Below are 19,064 nucleotides of genomic sequence, written 5' to 3'. Positions count from 1 at the left end.
TTTTGGCAAGGTGCTCAGAGTGGCATTCAGCCTGGAATTGCAGGGGACAAAGCAACATGAACGACATGTCAGGCCCGCTGCCGGCTGCCGTGCCAAGTCTCGCAATGCACCGTGAGCCATTCAGCTTCACGGGTACCCCACGCGAATATTTCGGTATCTGGATCGTCAACGTGCTTTTGACGATCCTCACACTTGGCATCTACTCGGCATGGGCCAAGGTGCGCCGCCAGCGTTACTTCTATGGCAACACGCATCTTGCCGGTGCCACCTTCGACTATCACGCGTTGCCATGGCGCATCCTTGTCGGGCGCATCATCGTCGTTGCGATGCTGGTCAGTTACAACGTCGTCGTGAACTTCTTCCCTGTGTTCGGCCTGCTCGTGTTCGCGATCTTCTTGTTTGCGATCCCCTGGTTCATCATGCGCGGGCTGCGCTTCAACGCGCGCGTGACGAGCTATCGCAATGTCCGCTTCGATTTCACCGGCGGATATTGGGGGGCTTTCATGGCCTATATTGTCGGCGGCCTGCTTATCTATCTCTCCGCCGGGCTGCTCACGCCCATCTCTTCGCGCTGGATGTGGCACTACATGCTCGGCAACCTGCGTTATGGCGGGCGGCCAATCGAGTGCGATCCCCGGCTGAACAAGCTCTACGGCCAGATGTGGCTGCCGGCGTTCATTCTGATCGGCGGAGGCATAATCGGCTTCGGCATCGTGATGGCGATCCTGATGTCGGGAGGACTACCTGAAATCGACAGCGCAAATCCCAGCGGCTGGTCGATCGGGATGATGGTGGTCACCCTGTATGTCGCAATGATCCCGCTGTTCCTGGTGGTCATGCTGGCCGGCCTGATCTATCGCGCCGGCGTCCGCAATGTCGTCTTCAACGAAACCGTCATCGATGGGCGGCACATGCTGGCCTCGTCCATCGGCCGCGGGCGCTTTGCCTGGATCTCGATCAGCAATCTCTTCGCCACGTTGTTCACCCTCGGCCTCGCCCGGCCATGGGCGGCGATCAGGATGGCGAGCTACATGGCGACGGTGACCGCACTCGACACGACCGGGTCGCTGGACGCCTATGCCAGCGACCTGCAGAACGCAGGTACAGCGACAGGTTCCGAATTCCTTGATGTAGAGGGGTTCGACCTTGGCTTCTGAACAGGCGCCCGTCGCCGGCCTTTGGCGGAAAGCGGGAGAAGCCCGAGCCGTCGATGCGCGACTGGCGATTGCCGCCGATGGCACGACCTCCGTCACCGACGGCGCGGGCACTGTGCTTGCCTGGGGCGCATTTCAGGGCACCAAGGTGTCCGATCGCGTCGGCTCGATCCCCCGGAAGATCACCTTCCCCGGCAGCGGCGTGTTCGAGACATCAGACAATGACGGCATCGACCGGCTTGTCGGGCGCCACGCGAAAGGTCCTGTCGGTTTCATCCACCAGTTGGAGCGGTTCCGCCCGCGGCTGATCGCCTTCGTGCTTGCAACCGTCCTGCTTGGTGCCGCAGTCTATCGCTACGCCGTGCCGCTGCTGGTCGAGGTCGCCGTTGCGGTCACCCCACCTGCGGTCAGCACCCTGATGAGCAAGGGCACGCTGGCCTCGCTCGACCAGGCGATCTTCGAGCGGAGCAAGCTCAGCCCTGAACGCCAGAAGTCACTCAGCGACGGCTTTGCCGAACTCGTCGCGCTGACGGACGAGCCGGCGTCGAAGCGTCCCGCCTATTCGCTCAACTTTCGCGCCGGCGGTCCCATCGGGCCAAATGCCTTTGCCCTGCCCGATGGAACCGTGGTCCTGACCGATGAGCTGGTGGAGCTGGCGGGCGCGGACAACGACATGATCCTTGGTGTGCTCGGACACGAGATCGGCCATGTCGACCACAGGCACAGCCTGCGTCAGCTTTATCGTGCGGCAGGCGTTACGGCACTTATCATGCTGATCGGCGGCGACATCGGTTCGGGAACCGAAGACATCATGGTCCAGGGCGCGGCCTTGCTCAGCCTGTCTTACTCGCGCGACGCCGAGACCGACGCCGACCGTTTCAGCGTGGAGCTCATGCACAAGGCCGGCAAGGACCCCGCCGCCATTGCCCGCTTCTTCGAACTTTTGCGTAACAAGCTCGGCGATCACGCCGAAGGCAACTTTCTGTCAACACACCCTGCAACCCCGGAACGCATCGCCGAAACACAACGTTATGCCCGCGAGATTACCGCCTCGAACTGACTGGCCCGAGCAGCAACCGGCCCTGGCAGCGGACAGGTTGGCATTTCCGTGATAGCCCACCAATCGGCCAGCCAGCCGTTGCCCAGAGTAGCTCAATGTCGAGTGCATCCATAAACCGAACCACCCCGCTCATTCTCGCGGTTGCATTGTTCATGGAGAACATGGACTCGACCGTGATCTCCACGTCGCTGCCGGCGATCGCCACCGACATCGGCACAAGCCCGATTGCGCTGAAGCTGGCACTCACCGCCTATCTCGTCTCGCTCGCCATCTTCATTCCGATCAGTTCGTGGATGGCCGACCGCTTCGGCGCCAAGCGTGTGTTCCGCGTGGCAATCGGCGTGTTCATGGTCGGCTCGATCGCCTGTGCGCTGTCAAACTCGCTGGGCGCCTTCGTGCTGGCGCGCTTCCTGCAAGGAATGGGCGGCTCGATGATGACGCCGGTGGCGCGTCTGGTGCTCGTGCGGACGACCGAAAAGAGCGGACTTGTCTCGGCGATGGCGACGCTGACGATCCCTGCTCTCATCGGCCCGTTGGTCGGGCCGCCCGTGGGCGGCTTCATCACCACCTTCTTCGCCTGGCACTGGATCTTCTTGATCAATATCCCGATCGGCATCGTCGGCATCTGGCTGTCGGGGCGCTTCCTGCCTGAAATTCCGCCGGAGCCGACGCAGCCCGTCGATGTCAAAGGCTTCTTCCTGTCGGCGATTGCGGCATCGGGCATCGTCTTCGGCCTTTCGGTCGTCAGCCTGCCGGCGCTGCCGCCCGTCGTGGGAGCCATGACCATCAGCGTCGGCGTGGTCTGCGCCCTGCTCTACATCCAGCACGCGCGGCAGACGGCCTATCCGCTGCTCGATCTCAAGCTGTTCTCCAACCCGGTCTTCAGGACCGCCATCGTCGGCGGCTCGCTGTTTCGCATCGGCGTCGGTGCAACGCCCTTCCTGCTGCCGCTGCTGTTCCAGCTGGGCTTCGGGCTGACGCCATTCCAATCGGGCATGATCACCTTCGCCACCGCCGCGGGCGCGCTGTCGATGAAGTTCGTGGCGCCACGCATCCTACGCTTGATCGGCTTTCGCACCGTGCTGCTCGTCGCCTCGGGAGCGTCGGCCTGCCTGATTGCGATCAACGGCTTCTTCACCGCGCAGACGCCTTATCTGGTGGTGCTGTCGGTGCTGTTCCTGGCGGGCTTCCTGCGCTCGCTGTTCTTCACCTCGTCCAACGCCTTGGTATTCGCCGACGTGGAACCGGCCCAGAGCGGACAGGCAACGGCGATTTCGGCGGCGGCACAGCAGATCACGGTTGCCCTCGGCGTCGCCGTTGGCGGTGGCGCGCTGGAACTTTGGAGCCTGTTCACCGACCAGGCCATCGGCGGCGCCGGCTTCACCTTCGCCTTCCTGGTCATTGCCGTGATCACGGCAATGCCGATCCTGATGTTCGCGCGGATGGCGCCCGATGCCGGCGGCGCCATCTCAGGCCACCGCAAGTCCGAAATGCCGGCGGAAGAGCCGCAGCAGCTATGACTGTTCGGGTTCGCTGCGGCCCTTGAAGTCCTTGGCGAGCAGATAGAGTTCGGCCGATTCGTCACGCGATGCCGGCGGCTTGACGTGATGGACGGTGCGGAAGTTTTTCTTGAGCAAGGTCAGAAGATCGGCCTCGGTTCCGCCCTGGAACGTCTTGGCGAGGAAATGGCCACCTGGCTTAAGCACCGAAATGGCAAAATCGGCCGCCACTTCGCACAGATGCATCGTGCGGATGTGATCAGTGCGACGATGACCGGTCGTCGGCGCCGCCATATCTGACAATACCAGGTCGGGTGCGCCACCAAGCGCCTCCGACAGGCGAGCCGGAGCATCGTCGTCGAGGAAATCCATCAACAGGACGGGCGCGCCTGGAACGGCGTCCATCTCGAGATAATCGATGCCAACGACATGCGGGTTTTCGGCCGTCGAACTTGTGCGGGCTGCCGCCACCTGGCACCAGCCGCCGGGTGCGGCCCCGAGATCGATAACCTTCTGGCCCGGCTTGAGCAGATGGTGCTTGTCGTCGATCTCAATCAGCTTGTAGGCCGCGCGAGACCGATAACCATCCGCCTTCGAGCGCTGCACGTAAGGGTCGTTCATGTGGCGTTCGAGCCAGCGGCGCGACGATTCCTTGAGCCCGCTCTTCTTCTTGATCTTGGTCCGGAGAACGCGGGTCGCGCCTGCAGAAGTGCCTGACTTGGTCGGTTTCTTGGTCATCCGCGCTGTCCGCTCCGCCAGTTGCGCCGCCACACGCCGTCATCGGCCATCAGTTCGCTCAATATGCCCTCGCGCAGGCCGCGGTCGGCAACCCTGAGCCGCTCGGACGGCCATACGGCGCGAATGGCCTCAAGTATAGCGCAGCCTGCCAGCACAAGGTCAGCCCTGTCGGCGCCGATGCAGGGGTTGGCCACGCGCTCGTGAAAATCCCAGCCGAGCACCTTCTCGATCATGCGATCGACACTGGTGCCGTCCATCCACAGACCGTCGACACGTCGACGGTCGTAGCGTTCGAGTTCCAGATGCACGCCAGCCAGCGTGGTGACCGTGCCCGACGTGCCGAGCAGGTGGAATTTCGGGCTCGCGACGATGTGGCTGAGCCGGTCGCGCCCGTCGAAGGCATGCAGGCGGGCTGCAACATCGTCGACCATGGCGGCAAAAATCTCGCGCGTCACCGTGCGGCCGCCGAAACGCTCGGCGAGCGAGACGACGCCCACCGGCAGCGATGTCCAGGAGACGATGTGATTCGCAAGTCGCGGCGAGCGGTGCCGCGAGACGTCGATCAGCGCGATCTCGGACGATCCGCCGCCGATGTCGAACAGCACGACGCCATCGGTGTCGCGCTCGACCAGCGAGCCACAGCCGGAGACGGCAAGCCGCGCCTCGGTCTGGCGGTCGATGATCTCGAGTTTCAGCCCGGCTTCGCGCTCGACGCGGTCGATGAACTCCTCACCATTCTCGGCCGAGCGGCAGGCCTCGGTGGCGATCAGGCGCGCCCGCCTGATCTTGCGGTTGCGCAGCTTGTCGCCGCAGATCTTGAGCGCCTCGATGGCCCGGTCCATGGCCGGCTTGCCCAGCCGCCCCGACGCCGAAAGTCCTTCGCCCAGCCGGACGATGCGCGAAAAGGCATCGATGACGCGGAATTGACCGGGTCGGCCAGGCACTGCCACCAGCAGGCGGCAATTGTTGGTACCGAGGTCGAGCGCGGCAAAGACAGGCAGGTCCGAGACCGCAGGCCGTCGCGGCAAATCGGATTGGGCGGGCTTTGCCGCAGGTTTCGGCTGAGTGGCCGGTGCTGTCGCAGACTTGCTCGGCACGGCATGTGCGGCCGCCGCGGCACCATCTCCAGCTGCCTGCGGCTGCGCGCCGTCGCGCGCAAAAACCTTGCGTCCGCGGCGGCGCTTACGCCTCTTCCTGGTCTTTTGCTGCGTGACATCCCCGTTGGCCTGGCCATTCTGCGGCCGCGCCGTGGCTTTGCGGCCACGTTGGAACCGCCCCGTGCCTTGCGGCGACGGACCATCCCCTGGGACACCCGCATCCGACGCGCCAGCGTCAGCTTCGCGGTCCTTCACCTTGCAATTTCCTTCCGGCGCCGCGCGAACCTTTCGGACGCTGCACGCGCATTTCATCTTGTGTTGAAAATGAGACTATCAGTGCCGGCCACGATCACCAAGGCCACGCCTGCGTATTTTTGCCGGCGCACCCTGTACTGCCCCTTTCCGCACAGAAAGCAACGCCTTGGGTTGAATAGCCGGCGTCGATCAGGCAAACCTCATACATGGGTCGCCCAAAGCGAGCGGCGATGCGGCCCAACGAGGGGAAGAAACGCAGGAGCGAAAGGAGCGGGCAAGCTCAACCGCATGAGAATCAAAGATTATATCTGGCCCGTCGTCGGGCTCGGCGCTGTCGCCGTATCTGCTTGGCTGCTCTATCACGAGTGGCGCGAAATCTCCCTCGAAGATGTCTGGAGCGGGCTTGAGGCCATCCCTGCGCATGGCTGGTTGTTGGCGGCGCTCAGTTCCATCGTCGCCTATGCTGCCCTTGCAGGCTACGACCACATCGCGCTGCTGCATATCGGCAAGCGCGTCTCCTGGTTCTTCGTCACCGTCTGTTCCTTCACCACCTATGCCCTGTCGCACAACATCGGCGGCTCGGTCTTTTCGGGGGCGGTCATCCGCTACCGGGCCTATGGCACAAAGGGGCTGACCGGCCAGGATGTCGGTGTGCTGGTGGCGATCTGCTGGTTCACCTTCGTCTTGTCCTCGGTGCTCGTCGGCGGCGTGGTGATCCTGATCGAACCCGGACTGCTCGACCGCTATACCGAAGGCAGCCACGAAGCCTGGTGGATCGCGCTCGGCATCGCCATGCTGGTGTTCGTCGCTGCCTATGTGTTCGGCAGCTGGCTGCATCTCAAGCCGCTGGCGATCGGCAAGTTCCGTCTGCACTACCCTGCCCTGCCGATCGTCGCGCGCCAGCTGATCATCGGCCCGCTCGAGATCGTCGCTGCCGCTGCGATCATCTATTTCGCCCTGCCGGCAGAAAACAATCCGGGCTTCCTGATCGTGCTCGGCATTTTCCTGTTCTCGTTTGCGGTGGCGCAGGCTTCGCATGCGCCAGGCGGCCTTGGCGTGCTCGAGGTCGTGTTCCTCACCGGCCTGTCGGAAATGGATCCGGCAGCTGTGCTTGCCGCCCTGCTCGTCTTCCGGCTGTTCTACCTCATCATTCCGCTGATCCTGGGCGTGATTGCGGTGCTCGGCTTCGAGCATTCGCAGTTCGGCCGGCGCGGCCGCGAGGGCGATGTGTGAAAATCAAAAATTGGCGCGTCTTGCGGGGTTGACTATTTTCCGGCTCCGGTTACAAGGCGCGCACCGGCGGCGTTGTTGATGACTGCGTCGCGGCCGAACTGAAGATCGGCCTCGTTGGGGAATAGGTTAACGGTAGACCCACGGACTCTGACTCCGTTAGTCCTGGTTCGAATCCAGGTTCCCCAGCCACTATTTCTCGTGACCAGCGCATTTTCTTGCAGGACAAGCCAGCGTCCCGCACTGTGTTGCAATCAAGTTTCCTTGATTTCGAGCCTCTTCGCCCGCGCACCGCTCCCAAACAGCAAGAAAGCCCTGGCAAGCAATTGCCGCGATAGCAGCTTACCGACCTTGTTCGCAGGCCTCAGCCTGATTGCCATTCCTTCCAGGAATGCAGTTGGTCACAGTCGCTATACGTAATGCCTTCACGGTGCTGATAGCGTCTCATCAATCCCGTTGACCGACGTAATCAAATGCCATCGCTTCAAAAACTGTTCGTCCTTATGAGGACCGTTACCGAATTGTTGGGCACCGGCACGCGTGAACGATATCATCCGGAGAAGCACTACATGCGTGGCCCTGGGCCTGCCGCCTTGCGCAAGACAAGGCCGGACGACACGCCGGTCCAACGCGGCACGACATCACGCCGGCAGGCATAAGAACCGCAAGAATTGCGGATTGCCAGCTGAGACTTTAGCAGCTTTCTGGGAAGTACTGACGGGTGGGCATTTATCTCCCGATAGCTGAGATGTCGGTCAATGTGTTCGTGCTGCTGGCGATGGGCGCGGCGGTCGGCTTCCTGTCGGGCATGTTCGGGGTCGGCGGCGGCTTCCTGATCACCCCGCTGCTGATCTTCTACAACATCCCGCCCGCCATTGCGGTTGCCACCGGCGCCAACCAGGTCATCGCCTCGTCGTTCTCCGGCGCGCTCGCCCATCTCAAGCGCGGCACGCTCGACTTCAAGCTCGGCACGGTGCTGCTCATCGGCGGCATCGCCGGCTCCGCTGCCGGCGGCGTCGTCTTTGCGCTGTTGCGCTCCATCGGCCAGCTCGACCTGTTCATCTCGCTGCTCTACGTCGTCTTCCTGGGCACCGTCGGCGGCCTGATGCTGGTCGAAAGCGTCAATGCGCTGCGCCTGACCAAGGGCGGCGTGCCGCCGGCGCTGAAGAAGTCGGGCCAGCACAACTGGATCCACCGCCTGCCCTTCAAGATGCGCTTCCGCACCTCCAAGCTGTTCGTCTCGGTCATCCCGGTGCTCGGCATCGGCGCCGGCATCGGCTTCCTCTCCGCCATCATGGGCGTCGGCGGCGGCTTCATCATGGTGCCGGCGCTGATCTATTTGCTCAAGGTGCCGACCAACATCGTCGTCGGCACCTCGCTGTTCCAGATCGTCGTCGTCTCGGCTTTCACCACTTTGGTGCATTCGACCACCAACCAGACCGTCGACATCATCCTGGCGCTGGTCTTGATGATCGGCGGCGTGGCGGGTGCACAATACGGCGCCAAGGCCGGCCAGAAACTGCGCGGCGAACAGTTGCGCGCGCTCCTGGCGCTTCTGGTGCTGGCCGTTGCCCTGCGCCTCGGCTTCGACCTGTTCGTCAAGCCGCAGAACCTCTATTCGCTGACCGCCCCGAGCGGAGGCACGCTGTGAGGCGCCTGGCTGCCCTTGCCGCGGCAACCCTGTTGGTCGTCCTGCCCGCAACAGCGCAAGACGCGGTGCCGCTGCCCGAAGGCATCCAGATCGGCCTGTCCACCGACCGCGTCGCCATCACTGCCGACTTCTCCGGCGCCGACCTCACCATCTTCGGCGCGCTCGAAAATCCCGACCCGCTGGTCAGCCGCCAGGGCCGCTACGACGTCATCGTCGTACTCGAAGGCCCGGCCCGCCAGGTCGTCGTGCGCCGCAAGGACCGCATCCTCGGCATGTGGATCAACACCCGCTCGGAAACCTTCGTCAACGTGCCGGTGTCCTACTCCATGGCCACCACCCGGCCACCGCAGGACGTCACCACCCCCGACAGCTACCGGCAGCTGTCGCTCGGTCCGGCCAACATCTATCTCGAACCCGAGGAGAAGCGCGCCAGCCCGCTGACCATCCAGGAGTTCACCGACGCCCTGCGCGAGCGCAAGGAAGGGCTGGGCCTCTACTCCGACAACATCGGCGGCGTCCAGTTCCTGTCGGCCAACCTGTTCCGCGCCACCCTGCACCTCGCCCCCAACGTACCCGTCGGCACCCACAAGGCGCGCGCCTTCCTGTTCCGCAACGGCCTGTTCATCAAGGAAACCTCGACCCAGCTCGCCATCGTCAAGTCCGGCTTCGAGCAGACCATCTTCCGCTTCGCCTCCGACCACGGCTTCGGCTACGGCCTCTTTGCCATCGGGCTGGCAATGTTCACCGGATGGCTCGGAAGGATCATCTTCAGGAAGGATTGACGCGGCGGCGATCCAGCCGCACGTCCTTGGCCCTGTCGACCTCAGCCGTTGGCGCGGATGAAGGCGTCGATATCGGCCCGTATCGGCATGGAAGGTGCGGTGCCCGGCTTCTGCACCGAAAGGGCTGCAACCGCTGCACCAAAACGGACTGCATCGACCGGGCTGCGGCCTTCGGATATGGCTACGGCGAAACCGCCGTTGAACGCATCTCCCGCTCCCGTCGTGTCGACGACCCTGGTTACCTTGAAGGCCGGGACAAAATGCGTGCCGGCCTCGCCGTGCAGCAACGCACCCTTTGCGCCCAATGTGATCAGCGCATTGCGCGCGCCGCGCCTGACCAGGCTGGCTGCCGCCTGCAGGGCGCCCTCGTCTGTTGCCGTATCGATCCCGGTCAATGCCGCGGCTTCAGTCTCGTTCGGGGTGACGAAATCGCAATTGACGTAGATGGCATCGTCGACAGGCAGCGCGGGCGCCGGATTGAGGATGGTGATGACGCCGTGGCTGCGCGCCAGGCGAAGGCCTTCGATGGCCGTTTCGATGGGCTGCTCGAACTGGGTGACGAAGACCTTGGCGCGGCTGATCAGCCCTTCCGCGGCACGGACATCGGCGGGGCTCAGATTGGCCGCAGCGCCACTCTCGATGATGATCGCATTGTCGCCCGTTTCCGAAGAGACGAAGATGAACGCCGCCCCCGTCGGCGCGACCGTGTCGATCAGCACGTGTGACGTGTTCACCCCATCCCGCGACCAGGTCTGTCTGGCCATCTCGCCGAAAGAATCCTGCCCGACACGGGTGATCATCGCAGACCGCGCGCCGGCGCGTGCGGCTGAAATGACCTGGTTGGAGCCCTTGCCGCCCGGCCCCATAGCAAAACCCTGGCCAAGCAGCGTCTCGCCGACGACGGGCAGCCGCTCGGCCTTGAATGCCAGGTCGGCGACAAAGGTTCCAAGGACGACGATATCGGCACGATCCATCAACATATCTCCCTTTCCGTGAATGTCAGCGCAGGAACCTGGCCGCCGCCAGCCGCAGGCATTGTTCGAATGCCTGATGGTCGGTGTACAGCGCCTCGACTGCCACCTCGCGCGTGACGATCGTGCCGCCCCGCGCCTCGATGCCGCCGTCGAGCATGAGATTGTCGATCATCTCGAAATCTTCGACGGCCAGTCCGTCCGGCCCGCGCGGCCTGCCCTGCGCGTCGGCCTCGATGCGCCCGGCATAGAGCCCCGCGACACGGGCATAGTGATCACCAACCATGTTGGAAAACGCATAGGCCGGGCAGCCGCGGGCGCACATGAAGCCAAGCTCGAAGGCCGTGCCGATATCTGCCGCGATGCCGCGGAACGGCGTCAGATTGGCGATGATCATGTCGGCGCTCGTCATCAGGCGCTCGTTGATCGAGCTGATGGCAAGTCCCTTCGCCCGCTTGGTGTCGGTCGCCGGCACTTCGAGATCGCCGGGAGAGACCGGGACGAAGCAGTAGCGCCTGGTCAACTCGATCTTGCGATCAAGCACCTCGCGCGCGTTGGGCAGGAAGACTTCGGGGCCGGCAAGATAGATTTTCATGAATGCGTGCTCTCGTGATTTGCGGGATTAGGGCAGTAGGGGAATAAGGCAGTAAGGCAGAGTTTTTGCTCCACTCCCCTACTCCCTACTGCCTCCCTCCCCTCAGTCCCCGTATGGGACCCAGACGTTTTTGACCTCGATGGCGCGGCGGAGGAAGGCTTCGCCCTGGGCGGTTGGCCAGTCGAGGCAACGACCGTGGCCGGTCCAGACGCGCTTGAGATTGCCCGTCGATTCCGCTTCCGCCCTGGCGCAGATCTCGGCTTCGGCGACGACCCAGAGGCCGTCGACGTCATCGTGTTTGGCAAGGACCGCTGTGAGTTCCGCCGTGTGCCCGGTGACGATGTTGATCGCACCGGCCGGAATGTCGGAATATTCGAACAGCTGGTAAAGGTCGGTGGCAACCAGCGGGGCCGTGGTCGATGGGACCACGACTGTGGTGTTGCCCATGGCAAGTGCCGGGGCGAGCAGCGAGACCAGGCCGAGCAGCGGCGCTTCATCAGGGGCGATGATGCCGATGACGCCGACGGGCTCATGCAGCGCCAATGTCACCGTGCGTGCCGGCGGCTGGTGCACCCTGCCCTCGAACTTGTCGGCCATGCCGGCATACCAGAACAGCCGTTCGATGGATTGTTCGACTTCGGCCTTGGCAGCCTTGTGGCTGGCACCGGTCAGTTCGACGATGCGGGCCGCAAACTCTTCGGTGCGGCCGGAGAGGTTTTCGGCGAGGTAATAAAGAACCTGGGCCCGGTTGTAGGCGGTCGCTTCCGGCCAGGCCTTGCAGGCGCGTGCGGCCGAGACCGCGTCGCGGATGTCCTTGCGGCTGCCGAGACCGACCTCGCCCGCTAGCTTGCCCTTGGAGGTCAGCACCGGCAGCGCATAGTTGCCGTCGGGGCGCACCTGCTTGCCACCAATGAACAGCTTGGCGGTGCGGTCGATGCCTGGCGTCTCGCCATTGTCGCGGGCGGCCTGCTTCGGCGCTGAAGCCGGCTTGATGACCGGGCCATGCACCTCGCTCGGCGCGAGATATTCCTCCAGCCCTTCCCTGCCGCCCTCGCGGCCGAAGCCGCTTTCGCGATAGCCGCCGAAGCCGCAGGCGGCGTCGAACATGTTGGTGCCGTTGACCCAGACCACGCCGGCCTTGAGCTGCGGGGCGACATGCAGCGCCAGATTGACGTTCTCGCTCCACACCGAGGCGGCAAGGCCGTAACGCGTGTTGTTGGCGAGTTCGACCGCTTCTTCGGTGTTGCGGAAGCTCATGGTGGCGAGCACCGGCCCGAACACCTCTTCCTGGGCCAGAATGTTGGCAGGCGCCACACCGGTCGCCAGCGTCGGCAGGTGATAGTAGCCAGTCGTGGGCACGTCCTGGTCGGGCTGCCAGCAGACCGCGCCCTGTCTGGCGCCTTCCTCGACCAGGCGCCTGACCCGGTCGAGCTGGGTCCTGTCGACCAGCGGGCCGATGTCGGTGTTCTTGTCGAGCGGCGAACCGACACGCAGCCGGCTCATGCGTGTCTTGACCTTGGCGATGAAGGCGTCGGCCACGCTCTCCTGCACCAGGAGGCGCGAACCGGCGCAGCAGACCTGACCCTGGTTGAACCAGATACCGTCGACGAGCCCCTCGACCGCGCTGTCGAGATCGGCGTCCTCAAAAACGATGAAGGCCGATTTACCGCCGAGCTCCAGCGACAGCTTTTTGCCTGAGCCCGCAGTCGCCTTGCGGATGATCTTGCCGACCTCCGACGAGCCGGTGAAGGCGATCTTGTCGATGCCGGGATGGTTGACGATCGCCGCCCCCGCCTCGGGGCCACCCTGGACGATGTTGACCACACCCTTGGGCACACCAGCGCGCTCGCAGATCTCGGCAAACAGGATCGCGGTGAGCGGCGTGAACTCGGCCGGCTTCAGCACCACCGTGCAGCCGGTGGCGAGAGCGGGAGCGATCTTCCAGGCCAGCATCAGAAGCGGAAAGTTCCACGGGATGATCTGGCCGACGACACCCACTGCCTTGCGGCCGGGAAATTCCTTGTCCAGCGCCTGGGCCCAGCCGGCATGGTGGATGAAGTGGCGGATCGCCAGGGGCACGTCGATGTCGCGGCTTTCGCGGATCGGCTTGCCATTGTCGAGGCTTTCCAGCACCGCAAACAGCCGCTGGTGGCGCTGCATGGCGCGGCCGATGGCATAAAGCACTTTTGCACGCTCGTAGCCCGAGGCAGCGCTCCATTTGGGCAGCGCCTTGCGGGCGGCAGCCACAGCTGCCTCGATGTCGGCGGCAGAGGCGTCAGATACCTTTGCCAGCAGCTTGCCGGTGGAGGGATCCGACGTGTCAAAGCTCTTGCCGTCGATGCCGGCGCGCCAGTCGCCCGCGATGAACAGCGACTTCGAGAAGTCGCGGCCAGCGAGCCAGGCATCGGCTTCCGTGCGGGCCTCGGGGGCTGGGGCGTAATCCATGGCGTGATATCGTTCGAGGATGTTCATGAGAGGCTCCGGACTCTGCGGCGCGAGGATCGGGCGGGGAGCGCTTTACGTTGCCCCCCTCTGGCCTGCCGGCCATCTCCCCCACAAGGGGGGAGATCAGCTGTGCTTGCGGCCTTCGCCAAATTGAGATGCTGTCGGTTCAGAAAAGACAAAATCGGTGCTGCCGAATGGCTGCCGACCGCCGAACTGCTGATCTCCCCCCTTGTGGGGGAGATGGCCGGCAGGCCAGAGGGGGGCAACGTAGAACTCGGCATGGCCAGGTCTAGCTGCTCACGCCATAGCGTGGCGGTGGTTGGCCGAGTAGCGGCCGCTGACATGGTGCTCGAGCTGGCGTTCGATGTCGGTCAGAAGGCTCGACGCGCCGAAGCGGAACAGTTCGGGTTCGAGCCACGGCCGGCCGAGTTCTTCCTTCATCAGGATAAGCCAGTCGAGCGAGACCTTGGCCGTCGAGATGCCGCCGGCCGGCTTGAAGCCGATGAGATAACCGGTCTGCTCGTGATAGGCGCGGATGGCCCTGACCATGGCGAGGCCGACGGGCAGCGTCGCATTGACGCTTTCCTTGCCGGTCGAGGTCTTGATGAAGTCGGCGCCCGCCATCATCGCCACCATCGAAGCGAGCGTCACATTGCGCAAGGTCGCCAGATCGCCGGTGCCGAGGATGACCTTCAGATGCGCCTCGCCGCAGGCGGCGCGCATCTGCTTGATCTCGTCATAGAGTTCCTGCCACCTGGCACCGAATACCAGCCCACGCGGAATGACGACGTCGATCTCGTCGGCGCCGTCGGCGACCGACGCCTCGATCTCGGCGAGACGGCTCGACAAGGGCGCCAGGCCATGCGGGAAAGCCGTCGACACCGCCGCGACATGGATGCCCGAACCCTTCACCGCCTCGACGGCCGTCGCCACAAACGGATGGTAGACGCAGACCGCCGCCGGGCGGATCACCACCTCGCCCAGCCCGAGCGCCTCGACAAGATCGCGCCGCAGCGGGTTCAGCGCCTTGGCGCAGAGCCGGCGCACACGCTCGTCGGTGTCGTTGGAGTTGAGCGTCGTCAGGTCCATCAGCGAGATCGACCGCAAAAGCCACGCCGCCTGGTTGTCGGCCTTGATCGAACGCCGTTTGGTCAGTGTGCCGACCCGTCGCTCCAGCGCCGAGCGGTTGACGCTGCGCATCGATTCCAGAAAGCCAAGATCCAGCGCCATGCCGGGATTGCGGGCAATGGCGTGCGTCTCGGCCGCGTTCGCAGCCAGGCGCGAAGGCAAGGACATGACAGTGGCCGACATAGAAGCTTCTCCAACCATCTCAGTGTCAGCCTTCCAGGATCGTGCGGCGGAACAGCTGGGCAAAACGGGCGCCATCGACCGCGAGCGCGACATCGACAGGCTGCCCCAAGCTGGCGCCATTCAATTCGGATTCGCCGCGATGGGAACGACGGTCGACGATGGTCTGGCCGCGTGAGCGCGCCCCATCCGTGCAGACACTGACCGGGAACCGCCGCGTCGTCAGTCCTGCTGGGTCGACAACCGCGCAGACCGTGCCGGCATCGCCCAGGGCTGCGATGGTGCCGTCAGGGATGCGTTTCTGGTCGGAATCCTTGACGGCCATGTGCCGGAGCAGCTTGGCGCATAATTGCGCCACCGGCCGGCTCGACCTTTCAAGGGTCGCGACATCATCCTCCGACACGGCCGCGCTGTAGAAGACGTCGAGCCCGTACATCATCGTCGGGATGCCGCTGTCGACGACGATCGCCACGGCTTCGGGATCGGCCCAGCTGTTGAATTCGGCGACCGGCGTGGCGTTGCCGATGCTGGCGCTGCCGCCCATGAAGACGATCCTGCCGAGCCGGGCCGCCACGTCGGGATACATGCGCAGCAAAAGCGCCACATTGGTCAGTGGCGCCAGCGCAATCAGCGTCGGCGGCGTCGGGCTGGCCAGTATCTCCCGCCGCATCAGTTCGACGGCATGGATGTCGCTGCCGCCGTCAGGAACGGCGAGCTCCAGCCCGGCGAGACCGTTATGGCCGTGGACATGGGCGGCGTCGCGTGGCGCGGCGATCAGCGGGCGCGAGGCGCCGCGGGCGACGGGAACATGCCCAGCGCCGGCAACGGCAAGGACGGCACGGGTGTTGCGGTAGACATTGTCGAGCGAGGTGTTGCCGGCAACGCAGGTCACCGCCCGCAGGTTGATGGCAGGATGCAGCGCGGCAAATGACAGCGCCAGCGCGTCATCGACGCCGGTATCGACATCGATCAGGATTTCGATTGCTGGTGCCATGTCACTCGGTGCTTTCCATTGCTTCTGCGACGTCCTCGATCAGCGGCTGGTCGAGGAAATCGATGGTCAGGGTCTCGAACGACCGCTTGGGGTAAGCGAAGTCGGCGGGATAGGCTGCAGAAACCCGGTCTGCCGCATCCGTGCCGACATCGATGCCCCAGAACGACAGATGTGTCGCGGTCACGGGGATACGTGCCGAACCTACTCTCTGGCGGCCGTGCAGCAAGACGATTTCGGCAGAATGACCGTTCCTGTTGTGCAGGGCAAATCCGACCTCGCAGTTCCCCGTAGGCAGGACGGCATCGGCGACGCAGACGACGCGGTGGCCGAGTTGCACATGTTCAAAGGTGAGCCGCCCGTCCTTGACGTAAAGCACGTAGCCGCCGCGCCTGTCGCCGCTCGAAATCAGCACGCCGTCTTCGGCGGCAGCGCGGTCGCGGAACGAGGCCGTGACCACCATCGACCGCTCCGAACCCGCGATCATGCTGCTGATCGGCACATGGCTCTGGCCTGGACGGAAGATCAGCCTGTTGCGTGACATCAGCCCGATGGGCGGCCGCGCGCGCAGCAGTTGCACCAGCGTGCGGTCGTCGAGCGGCAGCACATTGTTGGCTTCGGCTTCCTGCCACCAGCGGCCGATCATTTCCTTGAGCAGGTCGGGCTCCTGGGCGGCGCAATCCTGCGATTCCGAAAAATCACCCTCGGTGTCGTAGAGCCGCCAGTCGTCGTCTTCATAGGCATCGCCCTGGCGATGTTCAGTGACCGCCCGCCAGCCCTCGTGCCAGATCGCGCGATGACCGAGGTTCTCCCAATATTGCGTCGCCCTCGGCGCCGGTGCGTCGGCATCGGCAAAGGTCGATGCGAGGCTGCGGCCGTCGCAGGGCAGCGGATGGTCGAGGCCTGCCAGGGACATGATTGTCGGCGCAAGGTCGATGACATGGGAGAACTGCGTCCTGACTTCGCCTGTCGCGGCGATGCCGCCAGGCCAGGACACCACCATGGGCGAGCGCACGCCGCCGAGATCGACATGCTGCTTGTAGCGGCGGAAGGGCGTGTTGCCGGCCATCGCCCAGCCTTGCGGATAATGCGCGCCGCCGTGACGGGTGCCGATATGGTCGAGGCGCTCGAGCTGTTCGTCGACGCTCTGCGGCAGGCCGCTATAGGGCGCGTTGGTGTCGACCGCGCCATCCTTGCCGCCTTCGCGGCTGGCACCATTGTCGGAAAGCACGATGATCAGCGTATTGTCGAGTTCGCCGAGCCGTTCGAGCTCGTCGACAAGGCGACCGAGATGCAGGTCGGTGTGCTCGAGGAAGCCGGCATAGGCCGCCTGGAGATGGGTGTAGAGTAGTTTCTGATTGCTGGAGAGCGTGTTCCAGGCTGAAACCTCCTCGTTGCGCGGCGCAAGTTCGGTCTCGACAGGCGCGATGCCGAGCGCCTTCTGGCGCAGCAATCGGTCTTCCCGCGTCGCGTCCCAGCCCTTGGCGAAGACATCGACATACGGTTCGATGAAGCTGCGCGGCGCCTGGAACGGCGCATGGGTGGCACCGAAGGCCAGCTGCAGGAAGAAGGGTTCCTCGTCGCGGAAGACGGTGTGGTCACGGACATAGGAGATCGCCCGGTCGACCAAATCCTCGGTGAGGTGGTAATTCTCAGGGAATTCGCGGTCGACCTGATGGTTGTCTTCGCACAGCTCCGGCGTCATCTGGTCGGTGCAGCCGGGCAGGAAGCCGTAGAACCGGTCGAAGCCGCGGCCGAGCGGCCAGTTGTGATAGGGCCCGGCCGGCGAAATCTCGTGCGACGGCGTCAGGTGCCACTTGCCGACGAGATAGCTGCCATAACCCTGCTCGCGCAGCATGGCCGGCAGCAGCGCCACGTCGCGGTCGATGCAGCCGCGCGAATTGGGAAAACCGGTGTCGGTGTCGGACAGAAAGCGCATGCCGACGGCATGATGGTTGCGCCCGGTCAGCAGGCAGGTGCGCGTCGGCGAGCAGAGCGGCGTGACGTGGAAATTGGTGTAGCGCAGCCCGCGCGCCGCCAGCCGGTCGATTGTCGGCGTGCTGATCTCCGAGCCGAAGCAGCCGAAATCGGCCCAGCCGGTATCGTCAAGGACGACAACCACGATGTTGGGCTTCTGTTGCTTGTGGTTGCAGCTCGTCGGCCACCAGGGCGTCGACTCGGCGACGGTGCGGCCGACATGGCCCGGGAATTTGTCGTGTTTCATTGCAGTTCCTCGAAATCAGAAAGATCCGGCTGACTGTGCCGGCATGTCGGCCACGCATCGAAAGCCAAGGTGGCTCGAGGCGGCATCGACTGCGTTGAACGTGCGCGCCGAGACGCGATAGCGGTTGCAGTGGCTGCGATGGCAGAGATAGGAGCCGCCGCGCATGGCCTTCAGCTCAGGCTGGCTCTCAGACCAGCCCTCCGACGTCCATTCCCAGACATTGCCGACCATGTTGAACAGGCCGTAGCCATTGGGCTCGAACGCGTCGGCGGGCGCGGTCGAGAGGAAGCCGTCCTCCGCCGTGTTCTCCCGGGGGAAACGCCCCTGCCAGATGTTGCAGCGGTACCTGCCCTGCTCCAAAAGTTCGTTGCCCCAGGGATAGATCTTGTCTTCCAGCCCGCCCCTGGCGGCGATCTCCCATTCGCTCTCGGTCGGCAGCCGCTTGCCGCTCCAGGCGGCATAGGCCCTGGCATCGTTCCAGGAGATGTGGACGACCGGATGGTCGTCGCGGTCGCGCCAGTCGGTGCCGGCGCCGTCGGGCTTCGACCAGCTTGCGCCGCGCACCGGCAGCCACCATTCCGGCGATCCAGTCTTGAGATCGAGCACGTCGCTTTCGGCGCGGGGATGAAGCTGGGCGTAGAATACGAAGGACCAGCCGATCCGTTCCGCCTCGGAGACATAGTTGGTCGCCGCCACGAAACAGGCGAAAGCGCGGTTGGTCACGGCGGTCCTGTCGATCAGGAAGCCGGGGCTCGCGACCATCCGCCGGGGCCCCTCGCCGTCCTCGGCATAGGCCTCGGGGCCGTCATAGCCGATGCGCCGGATGCCGGCGGGAACAGCAGCCATGCCTGACAAGTCGGCCTTGCCAGCGCCTGGTGTGACCTCGTGCGAAGGGGCCAGCTGCGGCTCGCTTTCCCGGACGGGTGAACAACACGACATCGCGGCGTTTCCTGGTGATAGCAGGAGCTTCAGCTGGTGACTTCAACTCCAGACGATGGCTGGATTATTTGACAAAGCTCCATCAGGGGCCAATACATTTAGGCTTGAAGGTAATTCCAATAGGT

The 19,064-nt window shown here is 64.3% G+C and carries 15 protein-coding genes and 1 tRNA gene; 7 read left to right on the top strand and 9 right to left on the bottom strand.

The window, feature by feature from the left end; translation table 11 throughout:
- The first annotated feature begins 56 nt into the window (after positions 1–56).
- The 3 genes from B015_RS0108875 (at position 57) to B015_RS0108865 (ending at position 3,734) form a co-directional block, all read left to right on the top strand.
- Complete coding sequence (locus B015_RS0108875) at positions 57–1,157, top strand: YjgN family protein (RefSeq protein ID WP_018427334.1); 1,101 nt, start codon at positions 57–59, stop codon at positions 1,155–1,157.
- Entirely contained in the window at positions 1,147–2,214 is a 1,068-nt protein-coding gene (locus B015_RS0108870; RefSeq protein WP_018427333.1) for a M48 family metallopeptidase, read from the top strand. Before B015_RS0108875 ends, B015_RS0108870 begins: the two co-directional genes overlap by 11 nt.
- A gap of 110 nt (positions 2,215–2,324) precedes the next feature.
- The gene (locus B015_RS0108865; RefSeq protein WP_026227052.1) at positions 2,325–3,734 is read left to right on the top strand and encodes an MFS transporter; all 1,410 of its coding nucleotides are present in this window, start codon (positions 2,325–2,327) and stop codon (positions 3,732–3,734) included.
- On the opposite strand, the gene B015_RS0108860 is transcribed toward B015_RS0108865, so the two are convergent.
- A complete protein-coding gene (locus B015_RS0108860; RefSeq protein WP_018427331.1) occupies positions 3,729–4,451 on the bottom strand; it encodes an RlmE family RNA methyltransferase in 723 nt (240 codons plus the stop codon). The two genes, B015_RS0108865 and B015_RS0108860, sit on opposite strands and share 6 nt — an antisense overlap.
- Positions 4,448–5,860, bottom strand: a complete 1,413-nt coding sequence (locus B015_RS0108855) for a Ppx/GppA phosphatase family protein (protein ID WP_245262140.1) — start codon at positions 5,858–5,860, stop codon at positions 4,448–4,450. Before B015_RS0108855 ends, B015_RS0108860 begins: the two co-directional genes overlap by 4 nt.
- 231 nt (positions 5,861–6,091) lie before the next feature.
- Between B015_RS0108855 and B015_RS0108850 the strand changes: the two genes are divergently transcribed.
- The 4 genes from B015_RS0108850 (at position 6,092) to B015_RS0108830 (ending at position 9,466) form a co-directional block, all read left to right on the top strand.
- Positions 6,092–7,036: a YbhN family protein gene (locus tag B015_RS0108850; protein ID WP_018427329.1), complete on the top strand. Its 945-nt coding sequence runs from the start codon at positions 6,092–6,094 to the stop codon at positions 7,034–7,036.
- 115 nt (positions 7,037–7,151) lie between these two features.
- Positions 7,152–7,225: transfer RNA gene (locus tag B015_RS0108845), tRNA-Gln, on the top strand.
- A gap of 529 nt (positions 7,226–7,754) precedes the next feature.
- Positions 7,755–8,684, top strand: a complete 930-nt coding sequence (locus B015_RS0108835) for a sulfite exporter TauE/SafE family protein (protein ID WP_026227051.1) — start codon at positions 7,755–7,757, stop codon at positions 8,682–8,684.
- Positions 8,681–9,466: a TIGR02186 family protein gene (locus B015_RS0108830; protein ID WP_018426438.1), complete on the top strand. Its 786-nt coding sequence runs from the start codon at positions 8,681–8,683 to the stop codon at positions 9,464–9,466. The genes B015_RS0108835 and B015_RS0108830 overlap by 4 nt, the downstream gene beginning before the upstream one ends.
- Before the next feature lie 41 nt (positions 9,467–9,507).
- Here B015_RS0108830 and rbsK read toward each other — a convergent pair whose 3' ends face one another.
- The 7 genes from rbsK to B015_RS0108795 form a co-directional block, all read right to left on the bottom strand.
- The gene (rbsK, locus tag B015_RS0108825) at positions 9,508–10,440 is read right to left on the bottom strand and encodes a ribokinase (protein ID WP_157632701.1); all 933 of its coding nucleotides are present in this window, start codon (positions 10,438–10,440) and stop codon (positions 9,508–9,510) included.
- Between the two features lie 25 nt (positions 10,441–10,465).
- Positions 10,466–11,032: a nucleoside 2-deoxyribosyltransferase gene (locus B015_RS0108820; RefSeq protein WP_018427325.1), complete on the bottom strand. Its 567-nt coding sequence runs from the start codon at positions 11,030–11,032 to the stop codon at positions 10,466–10,468.
- 102 nt (positions 11,033–11,134) lie between these two features.
- Positions 11,135–13,504 (bottom strand): aldehyde dehydrogenase family protein, encoded by a 2,370-nt coding sequence (locus B015_RS0108815; RefSeq protein WP_026227050.1) that lies wholly within the window; start codon positions 13,502–13,504, stop codon positions 11,135–11,137.
- A gap of 270 nt (positions 13,505–13,774) precedes the next feature.
- Positions 13,775–14,773: a deoxyribose-phosphate aldolase gene (gene deoC, locus B015_RS0108810; RefSeq protein ID WP_085941116.1), complete on the bottom strand. Its 999-nt coding sequence runs from the start codon at positions 14,771–14,773 to the stop codon at positions 13,775–13,777.
- Between the two features lie 40 nt (positions 14,774–14,813).
- The gene (locus B015_RS0108805; RefSeq protein ID WP_018427322.1) at positions 14,814–15,779 is read right to left on the bottom strand and encodes a nucleoside hydrolase; all 966 of its coding nucleotides are present in this window, start codon (positions 15,777–15,779) and stop codon (positions 14,814–14,816) included.
- A 1-nt stretch (position 15,780) separates the two neighbouring features.
- Positions 15,781–18,000, bottom strand: a complete 2,220-nt coding sequence (locus B015_RS0108800; RefSeq protein ID WP_018427321.1) for an arylsulfatase — start codon at positions 17,998–18,000, stop codon at positions 15,781–15,783.
- A gap of 15 nt (positions 18,001–18,015) precedes the next feature.
- Positions 18,016–18,846, bottom strand: coding sequence for a formylglycine-generating enzyme family protein (locus B015_RS0108795; protein WP_018427320.1), 831 nt, complete (start codon positions 18,844–18,846; stop codon positions 18,016–18,018).
- Between the last annotated feature and the right edge of the window lie 218 nt (positions 18,847–19,064).

Origin of the sequence: Hoeflea sp. 108 (genome assembly GCF_000372965.1) — a bacterium.
Classification (GTDB): domain Bacteria; phylum Pseudomonadota; class Alphaproteobacteria; order Rhizobiales; family Rhizobiaceae; genus Aminobacter.
The sequence above is the reverse complement of the archived record's forward strand: the minus strand, read 5'-3'. Positions and strand labels throughout refer to the sequence as shown.